This is a genomic window from Pedobacter anseongensis (genome assembly GCF_037482965.1).
Taxonomy (GTDB): Bacteria; Bacteroidota; Bacteroidia; order Sphingobacteriales; family Sphingobacteriaceae; genus Pedobacter; species Pedobacter anseongensis.
In genome coordinates, this window is the sequence record NZ_JBBHKB010000001.1 from 881,045 (window position 1) to 896,188 (window position 15,144).

Sequence of the window (15,144 nt, forward strand, 5' to 3'; positions counted from 1 at the left end):
TAGTGGCATGGCTAGTGGTATTAATTGCATTATTTTATGCGTTTACTAAACATTTCGGATGAGTAACATCGATTGGGCAGTTTTAGTAGCCACCTTACTCGTTATTGTTGGCTATGGTGTGTACAAAAGTAGAGGTGCACAAAGCATGGATTCGTACTTGTTAGGTAACCAAAGTTTACCGTGGTATACGGTTTGCCTTTCGGTGATGGCCACTCAGGCAAGTGCAATTACATTTTTATCGGCCCCAGGCTTGGCCTATACATCAGGAATGAGCTTTGTTCAATTCTATTTTGGCTTGCCACTGGCGATGATTGTACTGTGCATTACTTTTGTACCTATTTTCCATCGACTAAAAGTGTACACCGCCTATGAATATTTAGAGCAACGTTTCGATTTAAATACACGGGCATTAACAGCCTTTCTATTTCTTATTCAGCGGGGTTTATCTACTGGAATTACCATTTATGCCCCTTCAATTATATTATCGATCATCCTTAACATAGACACTACCTATACCACCCTGTTTATTGGCAGCTTAGTGGTGTTTTATACCGTATATGGTGGCACAAAAGCGGTTTCCTATACACAGCTTTTACAAATGAGTATTATTTTTTGTGGATTATTTGCGGCAGGAATAATGGTGGTGCACCTATTGCCAGGCGAGGTGGGTTTTGGTAAAGCGATTGCCATTGCAGGTAAAATGGGGCGTACGAATGCCATCAACTTCGATTTCGATTGGAATAATCCTTACACCGTTTGGAGTGGCTTAATTGGCGGTTTTTTCTTGCAACTTTCGTACTTCGGTACCGATCAGAGTCAGGTAGGGCGATATTTAACTGGTGCTTCGGTTAACCAGAGTAGATTAGGTTTATTGATGAATGGTTTAGTTAAAATACCAATGCAGTTTTTAATTTTGCTCATTGGCGTACTTGTTTTTACCTTCTATCAATACAATAAAGCGCCATTATTTTTTAATAGTTACGAATTAAATAAACTAGAGCAAAGTCCTTACAAAGCCGAATTAAAAAAAATAGCAGCAAACTATAATCAAGTTTTTGAAGCAAAAAAGCAAGAGGTAATTAAACTCGACAAAGCCTTAGCGGTTAATGATACAAAGGCGATTGATGCGCAACGCGTGGCGGTAAAGAGAGCTGACGAAGAAACCAAAACCATACGAGCTGACTTAACTTCATTAATGTTGAAGAACGATCCGAAAGCGGCAGTTAACGACAATAATTATATCTTTTTAAGCTTTGTTACCGAATACCTTCCTAAAGGATTAATCGGTTTGCTAATCGCCATCATTTTCCTAGCATCGATGGGTTCAACTGCCAGTGCATTAAATTCATTAGCATCTACGAGCGTGATTGATATTTATAAGCGATTGCTCAATAAGGACGCCACAGATGGGCAATATGTGAGCGCTTCGCGTTGGGCAACCATAATTTGGGGGATTATATGTATTCTTATGGCATTGTTTACGAGTAAAATTGGCAATTTATTAGAGGCGGTAAACATTTTAGGTTCCTTTATTTATGGAACTATTTTGGGGATATTTGTGGTGGCATTTTATCTAAAAAATGTAGGTGCGAAAGCTGTATTTTCTGCAGCTATTTTAACGGAAGTAATTGTTTGCATTTGCGGATTTAAAGAGGTTGTGGCGTATTTGTGGTTAAATGTAATAGGCTGTTTATTGGTGGTCTTCCTATCCTTAATTATTCAAAAACTGATTCTAAAAAAAGCCGCTTCAGCTAGTGAAACGGCTAGTTAAAATTGAGCCAGAGGTTATACAGTCATTTTAAATTCCTACGTTATTTCTTCGCCTCTTCCAACAATTGTGTATTTAATCGAATATATTCATCATTCTTCATTGCAGTTGCTATTTCTACGCCAGCTTTTGCACTCTCAGCTGCACCAACCTTATCGCCAGATTTAAGCTGCATTCTACCCAACCACAACTTCGTCCAAGGCATTTTCGGGTCGGCTTTATCCGCTTCCATCATCCAGTCCAAAGCAGTTTTCAAATCTTTCCCATTGGTAAAATAGTAAATTGCCGCTTGCATATATGGTTTTTTCTCGCCTTTCATTGCCTCTGCAATATTCGCCATGGTTTTGGCATCAACATCAGTTGTTAAGTTTATGGCAAAAGACATGTTTTCCCACATTAATCGAAGTTGAGCCTTACTTTCAGTTACGTTTGCAAATTGCATGGTTAAGGTTTCTACTTTATCTTTCAGCTTATTCGTCTTAACTTTTACGCGCAAAACATCATCCTTTTGGTCGTACGTATAAGCGCCCCATTGTTTGGCGTTTTTACTAAAAATAACTGTCCATTCCTTAGCATTAGGGATAGAGAATAAACCATATTCTCCCGCTGGCAAATCTTTTCCCTCTATTTTAACAGGCTCCGTAAAGGTAATTATTGTAGCAGCATTTGCTCCTGTTCTCCAAACTTTATCCATCGGTTCCATACCCCCAAAAATTTTCCGGCCCTTAACGCTTGGCCTAGAATAGGTTAATGTAATTTTACCCAATCCAAATTCTTGAATAATGGTTTGCGTACTACTTGGAGCCGGCATTTTAAGTTCCTGAGCATTACTTTCAGTTTGGAGGCCCAGCACTACAAAAAGCACTAAAATAGATCTAATAAATGTTTTCATTTTTGTTTGATTACTGTTATTTCTGAATCTAAAATAGGTATATCTTATTCAATATCCATAATTCTCATTATCTTGGCACGACAAATTTTACTTTGAAAAAAGAAACTGTTAGTATTTTAGGTTGTGGGTGGTATGGCTTGGCACTTGCGAAATCGCTAGTTGCTGAAGGATATGCTGTTAAAGGATCTACGACAAGTGAAAACAAATTAGCATTGCTCAAAGCGCATGGGATTGCGCCATATTTAGTAAATATAGCTAACGAAAAAGATGTTTTTGATTCGTCTTTTTTTACGAGTGATGTACTTGTGATCTGTATTCCTTCTCGCAGAAGAGAGGAGGGAAAGTTAAGCCCAATTGATCAAATAAAAACAATTTGTACCTTAACCAAAAGCAAGCAGATTATATTTATCAGTTCTACCGGCATTTACCAAGATGGAAACTTTAGTGTAGACGAAAACACTATTCCTGAACCAACTAGTGAGGTTGGTAAATTTTTACTCGCAGCAGAAACGCTTTTAAGGCAAAACATGACGTTTACCACAACGATAATTCGTTTTGGAGGATTAATTGGTCCGAACCGGGATTTAGCGAAACACTTTGCGGGAAAAAAGGCAATAGCCAATGGGTTAGCCCCTATTAATTTAATTCACTTAGAGGATTGCATCGGATTAACGAAAGCCATTTTACAACAGCAAGCGTTTGGATTAATCTATCATGGTGTAGCGCCAACGCATCCTACTCGGGCCGATTTTTATACAAGGGCCTGCATTACTTCGGGCTTCGAAAAACCAGAGTTTGTAAATGAGTTGTTAGATTGGAAGAAAATTGAGAGTGTAAATGTACCTAAGGTCTATGCCATGGTCAACTTACTCACGTTTCTGTAAGGATATTCGTTGTAGATGTGTCGTCTAGCAAATCTTCCTGGCGAATCTGCATTTACCAGTTTAATATAGATAGCCCTCGGCACGTCGAAATACTCGTAACCGCTTCCATCAAAAAAATCGATACGTAGAATTTGATCTTTAAACTGAAAATCTTGAATATTAGATAAGCTTGTAGTTTGAATGTACTCTTCTTTACTATGCTCCAATGTTTCAGGAGCAATGCTTACCAAAAAAGTGTAGGCTTCGATAATTTCCTTGCTTTTCTCTTCGGCAGCTTGCATACTTTCGGCACTTTCAGAAAATTTATCAGGATGCCAATCTTTCATCAACCCTCTATAGATGCTTTTAATTTCTTTTAGATCTGTTGCTTTAGTAACACCTAAAGTTTTTCTGTAATCGCCTACCTTCTTCATAATTCGTGCAAAGGTACTGATTATGAGGAAGAATTGCAAGAGAAATCGACTAATTTTGATAGCGACTTTATTTTTTACCGTCGAAGAAATCTTAAGGCAGCTTAAGGTCAGGGGTATAGTCGGGGCCGATGTTTACTTAGATTTTCTAAGATGCCTTAGAGGGCAAAACACTTACTTCATTATTGGTTGCCCTTTAATCCATAGCGCTAAGTCATCAATCATTTTTTCAGATACATTAGCGGGTATTTGATATTGTGCAGCAGTTCCCTTTTCGGTTTGAGGAGTTAGCAGGTGATTTAACTCTGGATAAAATTTTAGGCTAGCGTTTTTCTTTTTGTTCAATGCAGCATCCCATAGGGCATAATCTTTCTGCGAGACCTGAAAATCATTTCCGCCCTGAATAACGAATATTCTTTTATTTAACTTCTTTGCAACAGCAACCTGATCGTAGCTATTTAAGCTTATCCAATACGAAACGGGTAAACCAATAATTACCGAATCAGGTTTCATGGCACCAAGTTCGCTAACTCTACTTCTAGCCACATCTGCGAGTACGGCATCAAATTCTTTCTTTCCTTTGGCTGTAGTATCTTTAGCAAGATCGAAAAAGTATTTGTTTTGTTCTATTATGATATCCGTTAATTTTCTAGCTGGTGCGGCAGCTAAAATTATACCATTCAACTCTGGCGCCAATGTAGCCATTTGTGGCGCTAACATCCCGCCCAAACTATGTCCAAAAAGATAAATGTTTTTAAGATCTGCACCTTTTACGGTTTTTGCTGTTGCAATAGCGGCCAATGCATCGTCGGTTACTTCTTCCTTTACGGTAAATGTTTTGGTAAAATCGCCTGGATACAATAAAGTACGTTTCACGTAACGAACAGAAGCAATTCCTTTTGCAGCTAGCCCCAATGCAATATCCTTAAATGGCTTAGTAACTCCGATAGTTTCGTCCATATCACTTGGTCCCGAACCATGCACCAACACAACTATGGGAAAATTGTTTGTGTTTTTTGGGGTAGTAACTACCGCAGCTAATTGATGTCCCTTTGTATTCAGATATACTGACTTTTCTTGATACATGGCGGTATCAGCATAACTTGGCAGCGTGTAGGTTACAGGTTTTGGAAGTGTATATAGGCCTACTAATTTTTCGGACTTATTAAATCCCAATATAAAATTCTGATCATCGTTTTCAAATTTTCCCTCAACAACTACAGAAAAAAATTGCCCCTGTACCTTACTTTGTATCGCCTCTAGCGATTTAACATTTCCAAATTTTGATTTTATAGCTGTCCAAATCTTCTTTAAATCTTCTGCAGAAATTTTAGCCTGCTCGGTTTCATCAAAATACATATGTGCGCTATCGTATTTCGCTTCTTCCATATAATAGAAAAAGTTATTCGCCTTATTAAAAAGACTGATTACATTTTGCGAAAACGAAACTTTACCAAGGAAAACTAAAAACGCCAATAAAAAGATTTTCTTCATAACATTAAATTACCCCACAGTTAGAGGAACCCAAAGTTAATAATAATAAAAACCCTTTAGTGTTAAAAATTGTGAAAACATAGATTGTGTGAATTTTATGCTAGTAATTCTGCATCAATCGTGATCTCAGCATTCATAAGTTTCGAAATTGGGCAATTGGCTTTTGCATCCGCCACTAGCTCATCAAATTTTTCTTTCGATAAACCAGGGGCTTTCACTTTCACCTCTAAATGTATATCGGTAATTTCTCCCTTTTCAGGATTTAGATTTACAATGGCTTTAGTTACAATTTCTTCTGGTGTAATATTCTCTGCAGAAATATTAAAACTTAGCTTCATCGAAAAACACCCACTATGTGCAGCTGCAACAAGCTCTTCGGGGTTAGTACCCACACCCTCTTCGAAACGACTTTTGAACGAATATTGAGTATCAGTTAATGTTCCACTTTGTGTGGTTAATGTTCCTTTTCCATCTTTTCCTGTGCCATTCCAAACAGCAGTTGCATTTCTCTTCATTTTTTGTTTCTAATTTAATAATGAACTATTTTTATACATAAATTGTTTTCAGGTAACTACCCTCTGAAAATAAATTTAAAGCTAATTTCTTAGAAATTCAGTATGTTTAAAAATCATTACATAAAAATGTATTTGCATAAAAATTAAATTATTTAACCATTGGCAAACAAAACTAAACACTATAAGAATATTCTGGTTATCGAAGACAATCATGCAATCTTGGATGTAATTACCTTAATCCTTCAAAGTGAGGCTTATAAAGTTGCTGGATTAAACAAGAGCGCAGATATGATGGATCATATTCGTGCTTTTCAGCCAGACATGATGATCCTTGATATCATGTTGCCCGATGCCGATGGACGTGAATTATTAACGCAACTTCGAAATAACAAAGTAACTTCAGCTATTCCTGTGTTGATGATTTCTGCTAAATATACTGCCGAAAACATCCAGCATGGGGAGCATAAGCCCAACGGATTCTTAGCTAAGCCTTTCGACATCGACGATTTATTAGATAAAATTGAAGGAATATTGGCTGGCAAAACGTATTTGTAACTATGAGTATCGCAAACGAAAAATTAATCGCGCATTTTTACATTTGTTTTAAAAACAAAGATTTTAAAGGCATGCAAGATTGCTACTCCGATAAAGCAACTTTCAGTGATGCAGTATTTAAAAACCTGAATGCTCAAGAGGTTAAAGCAATGTGGCAAATGCTTATCACCAAAGGAAAAGATTTTCGTCTAGAATTCAAGGATATTTCTGCAACAGATACCACCGCAAAGGCACATTGGGACGCTTATTATACCTTCTCGGCAACAGGAAAAAAAGTGATTAATCGTATCGATGCCACTTTTGAAATCGAAAACGGAAAAATTGTTAAGCATACCGATAATTTTAACTTCCACACTTGGGCTAAACAGGCATTAGGGCTAACCGGTATGCTATTGGGGTGGACTAGCTTTTTAAACAAAAAAGTTTCGGCTCAAGCAATGAAAAATCTAGAGAATTTTAGGCTAGCTAGCCTTGAGTATTAGTTAAAACTTAAGTCTCAACAATCTTAATTTCTAAATGCTTAAATCCGCTTTTCGTTATGAAAGACAATTTCTCAGCTCAATCTTCAAAATATGCTAAATTCAGGCCTACCTATCCAAAAGCGTTATATGATTTCCTGTTACATCAGGTTGATCAAAAACAACGGGCATGGGATTGTGCAACTGGAAATGGCCAAGTTGCAGTAGAGCTAGCAAAGCACTTCGAAACCGTTTATGCTACTGACATTAGTGCCAAACAATTAGGTGAAGCCCCTCAACTTCCAAACATTCACTACAAAGTAGAGGCAGCAGAGCATACCGATTTTGGGGATCATCAATTCGATTTAATTACCGTTGCACAAGCCATCCATTGGTTCAATTTCGAAGATTTTTTTTTAGAAGTAAAGCGTTTACTTAAACCGAATGGGGTATTTGCCACCTTCGGTTATGGATTGATGAAGATAAGCCCTGAAATCGACACCCTTGTTTACCACCTATACGAAACAATTTTAGGCTCTTATTGGGATACGGAAAGAAAACATATCGAAAATGGCTATCTCAACATTCCTTTTCCCTTCGAAGAAATCGAAAGTCCACGTTTTGAAATCATAACGGACTGGAATTTCGATCAGTTGATCGGTTATTTAGAAACGTGGTCTTCTTTGCAGCATTATATCAAAGCAAAAGATAAAAATCCAATCGAATTTGTATTTGAAGGTTTAAAAAAAGCTTGGGGAGAACAACAAATAAGAAGCATTCATTTTCCACTTATTTTAAAGGTTTTTAAAATTTAAGATAGATTAATTGCGTTTATAACCATATAAGTAAACATATCTATTAACTCAGCTTTTCAATAATTGCTTCGATGGTTAACTGTTGCTGTGCACCGCTTTGCATATCTTTCAATGTTAAAAGGCCGCTACTCATTTCACTGTCGCCAATTAAAATTACATAGGGAATGTTCTTGGCATCGGCATAGCTCATTTGTTTTTTAAGCTTTGCAGCTGATGGATAAAGCTCGGCCGAAAGGTTTGCCGTTCTTAATTTTTGCAATAAAGGCAATGCATATTTTTCGGCAATAGCATCAAAATTACTAATCAACACTTTTGTGCCCTGAGCCGCCGAGATAGGAAAAAGACGTAGCTCTTCTAACACGTCGTAAATACGATCGGCGCCAAAAGAAATTCCAACCCCAGTTAAATCTTTTAATCCGAACATTCCCGTTAAATCGTCGTAACGACCACCACCACCAATGCTTCCCATTGCCACTTCGTTGGTTTTAACTTCGAAAATACACCCTGTGTAATAGTTTAACCCACGAGCAAGGGTAATATCCAATTCAGTTTGAGGTTTAGAGGTTGGAGTTTGAAGTTGGTTTAAGTATTCGAATACTATCTCGATTTCTTCAATTCCTTTTAAGCCAATGGCAGATGAGGCTAAAACAGTTTTTAAGCTTGCTAATTTTTCTTCATTCGAACCTTTTAGCATAATAACCGGCCGTAACTTATCGATATCGGCTTCGGTAAAACCACGCTCTACCAATTCTTTAGTAACCCCTTCGAAGCCAATTTTGTCGAGTTTATCGATCGCCACGGTCATATCGACGATTAATTCGGGCTTGCCGATAATTTCGGCTATGCCAGATAAAATCTTGCGGTTGTTAATTTTGATGTCGAAATCTTTTAAACCTAAATTGGTTAAGGCCTCGTGATAAATGAGCACAAACTCCGCTTCATTTAACAAGGATGAAGAGCCTACCACATCGGCATCACACTGATAAAATTCTCTGTAACGCCCCTTTTGCGGTCGGTCGGCACGCCATACGGGTTGTACCTGAAAGCGTTTAAAAGGAAATGAGATTTCGCTCTGATGCATCACTACATAACGGGCAAATGGCACGGTTAAGTCGTAACGAAGGGCTTTTTCTGAAATTTTGTAAACTAAATCTTTATTACTTTTACGATATAAAGGACTTGCTTTATCATATTCGCCAAACCCTATCATTCTAACCATAGCTTCTTCTAAGTTTTTAGAGATAACATCGCTATATACAGCTTTCTCGTCAACAATTTTATTGACACTATAACCTTCAGCTTCTAATGCTTTTAATAATTCATCAAATTGATTTAGGAGTTTTTGATCAATTAAATCACCTGAATTCAATATCTTAAAAATAAGCTTATCGCCTTCATCACCATACTTTCCTGTTAAGGTGCCCAAATTTTCCATACTTGGGGTTTGTATTTCAGCATAGCCAAATTTTTTAAACACCGCTTTAATGGTATCAAAAATATAGTTGCGTTTCACCATTTCTTGTGGCGAAAAATCTCTGGTTCCCTTTGGTAAACTTGGCTTATTAATAGACATGTGGGCAAAAGTACGAAACTAGATGGAAAATGTGAGATGGAAGATGGAAAAGGTCGCTTAACCCTTCTTCAAAGGCAAGTGTTTCCGATAACTTAACTGTCGCCATATCCACTCTACAGGACCATAGTTGTATTTAGAAAGCCACCATTTACTGAAATATACTTGAGCACTATATACGACTACGGCAAGCAATAAATAAAACCATAGGGGCTTTGTATTCCAGTACCCAAGACCAAAGCCCGAGAACACCAACAAACCGACTAAATTTTGCACCATGTAATTGGTCAACGTCATTTTTCCGATAATTGATAAATTGGCAAAGAATAACTTTAATTTACCACTTACAACTAACCAGCACATTGAACTCACAATCCATAGCATGGTCGATAAAATTAGCCAATAGCGCAATCGATAATGTTCTAAAAAAGTCCATTTCAATTTTCCTGCAATCGTAAAAAACACCAATAAAAAAATGGCAATGCTTAAGCTAATCCAAAACGTCCTTTTTATATAGCTAATTTTAGTGCTTAACTCGCTAAAGAAATTAATTTTATATAAGGAAAAGCCCCACAAAAAGCAAATCATCATCACCACATGCACCGAAATAAGGTAAGGTTTGCTAATCATTTGAGCGAAAAAAGTGGCTTTTAATCCGAAGATTAAAACGTCTAACAAATTTCCACTTTGATACATCGGATATAATTTTGCAGCAGTGGCCCATCCGCTATCTGGTAAGGTGTTAACGTAAGCAACAATTGCGGGTGTAGCTATTAACAAAACGATACTCGTGATGAAGGTTGTTTTTGCAGAACTTCGATAAAAAATCAACATCACAAAGCCAAGCACGGCATAATCCTTCAAAATATCTCCAAAAAATAAAGCACTGTTAACTCCTGCCAATATCAAGAGCCAAAACATACGCCCGGCGAAAAACCCGTAGGGATTATGGCCCCTTTCTCTTACATTGTTCATCAATACGGCAAAACCATATCCAAAAAGTAAACTTAGCATGGTCCACGATTTAGCCGCAAAGAACGTGCTGGTTATAAAAATTAACACATTTGTTAATACATCGGGCTTAAATGTTTCCCAATTTCTGCCCAAGGTAAAGAAGTCGAAATAATTCATCAACACCACTCCAAAAAGTGCCCATCCTCTAAGAATGTCTACAATTAAAATTCGTTGGTTCGGTTGAATGGGTTGATTGAGTGCATTATCCATTTAGTTAAAAATTAAGAGGTTAACTAAAGGTATAGGATTTATTTCAAAATAAATACTCTCCTTCTGAAAGAATCCTTTATCTTCAACCAACTAAATACGTAGTACTCACCTATGCGCTCATTTTCTACGCTAAAAATAAATGTATTTATAGTCATCATTGGGCTCGCTATACTTTTTCTACATTCTGATAAAGTCTTTGCTCAATTTGTTCCCGTTTCGTTACAGCAACGAATTGAAAATTCGACTCTTATTTTAGAAGGAAAAGTAATTAGCCAGGCCTCTTATTGGGACGAGACGAAAGCCAACATTTACACCTCCAATGTTGTCGAGGTATATAAATTATTTAAGGGTCAATTAGCGTCTACCAAAGTGGAAATGATTACGATGGGCGGCGTAGTTGGCGACCGTATAGAACGCGTTACGAATATGCTCACCTTAAACATTGGAGATACCGGTGTTTTTACAGCTATACCAAACACAAAGGCATTAACAACAGGCGCTAACCTTCCTAAGTTTAAAACCTATGCTGGTATTCAAGGCTTTATTAAATATAATTTAACGGATGGAAGTGCTGCCGATTTGTTTAACCAATACAAACATGTGGGTGCAGATCTGTATCAGAAAATTATGTCCCAAACCAAAATAAACGTTAAAATTGTCCAAAAAGCTCCTTTCAAGATCTAAAAAAATGCCTCTTAAAAAACTAAATCTATTTTTCTCATTGGTTATTGGTCTACTGTTGGTTTTTTCTGGAGTGAGCCGTGGTCAAACAACCGATTTTTCGCCAAAAACTATTAATACCGGTAGTATTTTAACCATTACGGGTTCGGGTTTTGGTGCTACGAGGGGCACTTCTTATGTTTCATTTCCAAGAGAGCTTACGTTCGACCAAAGTTCGGTTTTACCTTTAAGTGGCGATTATTTAATGTGGACAGATACTCAAATTCAAGTAAGGGTGCCTGCACGTGCGGCAACCGGTAGTCCGATGATTGCGGTTGCAGGTGTACGCTTTTTTATTTTATCAACCTTAACCGTTGCCAATGCTATACAGATTTCTTCGTTTAGCCCCACCTCTATTGCGGCGGGTACGCAAAGTTTATTAACCATAAATGGAACGGGTTTTGGCACTGCCCAAGGCTCGGTACATACCCGAGCTTCGAGCGAAAACAGCACGAATTCGTGGGTTGGTGCGGCATCTGTGGTATCGTGGACGGATACTAGAATTGTGGTTAGGGTAAATGAAAGTGCGGGTTCTGGGCAAATAGCTGTGCTTATTAATGGTAATTGGGTATTCTCTTCGGGTTCGCTGAACGTTAAATATGCCGTGTTTGGGTCGCCCAGTAGCGTACCTTTAATTTTAGCCAATACCAATGGCATTGGGGGCTATACCTTTAGGATGGAGAATAATTTTGCAGCCAATGCCGATGCCAACGCTACCTTTACGAGAGCATTTAACGCCTGGAAATCGGCTACGGGTATAAATTGGCAAATGGGTTCGAACACCTCGGTTAATGTAGAAGCAACAGACAATGTGAATGTTATTAGATTTGGTCCACCAGCAGATATTATTGTCGGCACACTTGCCTATACGGCTATACATTTTCGAGCCTGTACAAGTGGAGAATTAGAGTTGGTAGATATCGATATTACTTTTGATAGCTCATTAAATTGGAATTTTTCTAGCGGTCCTCCCGCACCGAACCAGTACGACTTCGAAACCGTAGCTTTGCACCAACTTGGTCATGCCCATGGTTTGGTTCATGTTAATAACATGGGCGACCCCATGTACCATACCACCGCTCCGGGTACCATGAGAAGGAGTTTAACGCCCGAAGCCATTGAGGGTGGCACATATATGCTTACTAACAGCGCCGCTGCGAGTGCCAGATCGTGTACTGGTGTAATTACCACACCAGCACCGACAATTACCGCATTTGCACCTACAACAGCTACTAATGGCGATATCGTAACCCTTACCGGAACCAATTTTGTGGGCGCTGCAGAAGTATATTTCGGTTCGGTTAGAGCAACTTCTGTAACGGTAGTATCGCCTACCGTAATTACAGCGGTAGTAGCATCAGGGGCAACCGGAAATATTACGGTATTTACCTCGGGTGGCAGCGCTATCCTTTCTGGTTTTACCTATCAATCCAAGTTAGCCCAAAACTTATCTACCAATCCTTTACCTACAAAAATCTTTGGGGAAAGAGATTTCGACCCTGGGGTTATATCGAGCAGTGGTTTACCCATTACCTATTCGAGCAGCAATCTTAATGTAGCAACGATTATAAATAATATGATTCATATCGTTAGTGCGGGCGCAACAACGATAACTGCTGCTCAGGCAGGGAATACGATTTATCATCCAGCAACCATAGATCTTTCTTTTGTGGTTAGCAAAGCACCTCAATATATTTCGTTTACCAGCATACCTGCAAAACTAACTACCGATGCCGATTTTACGCTCGATGCCACGGCTGATTCTGGTTTACCGGTAACCTATCTAAACACGAATCCAGCAGTTGCCACCATAAGCAATGGCATTGTTCATATTCTTGCTGCCGGTAGAACAACCATTACAGCAATACAAAACGGCGATGGCAATTATAATGCTGCTCCAAGTATTGCGTACGAATTAAAAGTAAGTAACCTACCTCAAATTCTTCTTTTTCCAGAAATCACAAACAAAAAAGTTAACGAAGCCGATTTCGAGCCTGGTGCCTCCGTTAATTCTGGTTTGCCTATAACCTACACCAGCAGCAATTTAGATGTGGCTACCATTGTAAATAATAAAATACACATTGTTGGTGCCGGCACTTCTATCATCACCGCTACGCAAGCTGGTAATTTAATTTATGCATCGGCAAGTAAACAAGTTGTACTAACCGTTAGTAAACTAACGCAAACCCTTAACTTTCCTAGCCTTAACGCTAAAGATGTTACCGCAGCCGACTTCGATCCTGGAGCCACCGTAAGTTCGGGATTGCCCATTAGCTATACCAGCAGTAATGTTGATGTTGCCACTATTGTTGCTGGTAAAATACACATTGTTGGCGCAGGTACAACTACTATTACCGCTTCCCAAACGGGCGATGCCACGTATGCTGCTGTAGTTAACGCAACCGTTAATTTAACGATAAACAAGCTCGTACAATCGATAAACTTGCCTCAAATTGCCACAAAAACCTTTAACGATGCAGATTTTGATCTAAATGCTACAGTAAGTTCAGGTTTAACACTTACCTATAGCAGTAGCAATACCGATGTAGCCACTATTGTAAATAATAAAGTTCACATTGTTGGTGCTGGAACGGCATCAATTACCGCATCGCAAGCAGGTAATGCAACTTACGATGCAACTAGCGGTTCGGTTAATTTAACCGTAAATAAGCTTCAGCAAACGATCACTTTTCCTCAAATAGCACTTAAAAACCATACCGATGCAGATTTTGATTTGAATGCCATCGCTAGTTCAGGTTTAGCAGTTACCTATGCCAGTTCGAATACCGCAGTAGCTACAATTGTAAGTGGAAAGGTGCACATCGTTGCAGGTGGAGCTGCTGTAATTACCGCATCGCAAGTGGGTAATGCAAACATCAATGCAGCTCCTGAGGTTACCCAAAATTTAGATGTGGTATTTAATATTCCAGTAAGCAATTTCACTGTTAAATCTACCGACGAGACTTGCAAAACCAGTAACAATGGCTCCATAAATATTACAGCAACGCAAATATTAAGCTATACAGCAATGGTTACAGTAAATGGTATACCAAAAGCCTATCCTTTTAATTCAGTATTAGCTGTAAATAACCTTGATGCCGGAACATACAATGTATGTGTTACCGTGGCTGAGCAGCCTAGCTACAAACAATGTTTCGATGTAGTGGTGAGAGAGCCAAAAGACTTAGCGGTATATTCTAGCATTAAAGATAATGGGAATTCGGTGTTCCTAAAATTAGAAGGTGGCGAGCGATACGTTATTGAGCTTAATGGTGAATTAATTACCACTACCGATCAAGAAATCACGCTTCCATTAGTTAAAGGAAATAACATTGTTAAAATAGCTTCAAACAAAACGTGTCAGGGTGTAATTACGAAAACATTTTTAACCAGCAACAGCGTTTCGCTTTATCCTAATCCCGTAAAAAATAGATTAAATATCGCCACTGGCGGCGGCGAAAAGAACCCTGTTAAAGTAGAAATTCATGCGCTCGATGGAAGATTGATGCACAGCAGCATGCACCTATCAGAATATGGGCAAGTAGGGGTAGATGTGTCTAAATTAAATAAAGGCTTGTATGTATTAACACTATCAATTGGGAATTCGAAAACGGTTCATAAGGTGGTGAAGGATTAATTTACGGTTACATTCTTATAATTTAAAACTGCCTTTGCTTAATTAGTTTCCATTTCTTTAGATCAGCGGATTGAAAATGCTACGACTATTTTAGAGTGGCAAGTAATTAGTCATACCTCCTATTGAGGCGAAACCAAAAACCAGTTTTACACGTCCGATGTAATTGAAGTCTATAAATTATTCAAAGACAAACTAGCTTCTA

At 38.3% G+C, this 15,144-nt stretch carries 13 protein-coding genes; 7 read left to right on the forward strand and 6 right to left on the reverse strand.

Annotated elements, in window-relative coordinates:
* Positions 1-58: 58 nt before the first annotated feature.
* A complete protein-coding gene (locus tag WG904_RS04035; protein ID WP_339578002.1) occupies positions 59-1,771 on the forward strand; it encodes a sodium:solute symporter family protein in 1,713 nt (570 codons plus the stop codon).
* Positions 1,772-1,811: 40 nt separating this feature from the next.
* On the opposite strand, the gene WG904_RS04040 is transcribed toward WG904_RS04035, so the two are convergent.
* Positions 1,812-2,660, reverse strand: coding sequence for a DUF2911 domain-containing protein (locus tag WG904_RS04040; protein ID WP_339578003.1), 849 nt, complete (start codon positions 2,658-2,660; stop codon positions 1,812-1,814).
* Positions 2,661-2,752: 92 nt separating this feature from the next.
* Here WG904_RS04040 and WG904_RS04045 point away from each other — a divergent pair, with 92 nt between their 5' ends.
* Positions 2,753-3,544, forward strand: coding sequence for a Rossmann-fold NAD(P)-binding domain-containing protein (locus WG904_RS04045; protein WP_339578004.1), 792 nt, complete (start codon positions 2,753-2,755; stop codon positions 3,542-3,544).
* Here the strand turns inward: WG904_RS04045 and WG904_RS04050 are convergent.
* The 3 genes from WG904_RS04050 to WG904_RS04060 form a co-directional block, all read right to left on the reverse strand.
* A complete protein-coding gene (locus tag WG904_RS04050) occupies positions 3,511-3,957 on the reverse strand; it encodes a KTSC domain-containing protein (protein ID WP_339578005.1) in 447 nt (148 codons plus the stop codon). The genes WG904_RS04045 and WG904_RS04050 overlap by 34 nt on opposite strands.
* A gap of 171 nt (positions 3,958-4,128) precedes the next feature.
* Positions 4,129-5,448 carry an alpha/beta hydrolase gene (locus WG904_RS04055; protein ID WP_339578006.1) on the reverse strand — a complete coding sequence of 440 codons (1,320 nt, stop codon included), beginning with the start codon at positions 5,446-5,448 and terminating at the stop codon, positions 4,129-4,131.
* A 95-nt stretch (positions 5,449-5,543) separates the two neighbouring features.
* Positions 5,544-5,963 carry an OsmC family protein gene (locus WG904_RS04060; protein WP_339578007.1) on the reverse strand — a complete coding sequence of 140 codons (420 nt, stop codon included), beginning with the start codon at positions 5,961-5,963 and terminating at the stop codon, positions 5,544-5,546.
* A 159-nt stretch (positions 5,964-6,122) separates the two neighbouring features.
* On the opposite strand from WG904_RS04060, the gene WG904_RS04065 reads away from it, so the two are divergent.
* The 3 genes from WG904_RS04065 to WG904_RS04075 are packed head-to-tail and all read left to right on the forward strand — an operon-like array spanning position 6,123 to position 7,791.
* The gene (locus WG904_RS04065) at positions 6,123-6,518 is read left to right on the forward strand and encodes a response regulator transcription factor (protein ID WP_339578008.1); all 396 of its coding nucleotides are present in this window, start codon (positions 6,123-6,125) and stop codon (positions 6,516-6,518) included.
* A 2-nt stretch (positions 6,519-6,520) separates the two neighbouring features.
* The gene (locus tag WG904_RS04070; RefSeq protein WP_339578009.1) at positions 6,521-7,000 is read left to right on the forward strand and encodes a nuclear transport factor 2 family protein; all 480 of its coding nucleotides are present in this window, start codon (positions 6,521-6,523) and stop codon (positions 6,998-7,000) included.
* A 56-nt stretch (positions 7,001-7,056) separates the two neighbouring features.
* Entirely contained in the window at positions 7,057-7,791 is a 735-nt protein-coding gene (locus tag WG904_RS04075; protein WP_339578010.1) for a class I SAM-dependent methyltransferase, read from the forward strand.
* Positions 7,792-7,834: 43 nt separating this feature from the next.
* Here the strand turns inward: WG904_RS04075 and hisS are convergent, their stop codons facing one another.
* The gene (gene hisS / locus WG904_RS04080; protein ID WP_339578011.1) at positions 7,835-9,364 is read right to left on the reverse strand and encodes a histidine--tRNA ligase; all 1,530 of its coding nucleotides are present in this window, start codon (positions 9,362-9,364) and stop codon (positions 7,835-7,837) included.
* 57 nt (positions 9,365-9,421) lie between these two features.
* On the reverse strand, positions 9,422-10,585 hold the full coding sequence (locus WG904_RS04085) for a DUF418 domain-containing protein (RefSeq protein WP_339578012.1): 1,164 nt from the start codon (positions 10,583-10,585) through the stop codon (positions 9,422-9,424).
* A gap of 111 nt (positions 10,586-10,696) precedes the next feature.
* Here WG904_RS04085 and WG904_RS04090 point away from each other — a divergent pair, with 111 nt between their 5' ends.
* Positions 10,697-11,269 (forward strand): hypothetical protein, encoded by a 573-nt coding sequence (locus WG904_RS04090; RefSeq protein ID WP_339578013.1) that lies wholly within the window; start codon positions 10,697-10,699, stop codon positions 11,267-11,269.
* A 4-nt stretch (positions 11,270-11,273) separates the two neighbouring features.
* On the forward strand, positions 11,274-14,942 hold the full coding sequence (locus WG904_RS04095) for a T9SS type A sorting domain-containing protein (RefSeq protein ID WP_339578014.1): 3,669 nt from the start codon (positions 11,274-11,276) through the stop codon (positions 14,940-14,942).
* The last annotated feature ends 202 nt before the right edge of the window (positions 14,943-15,144 follow it).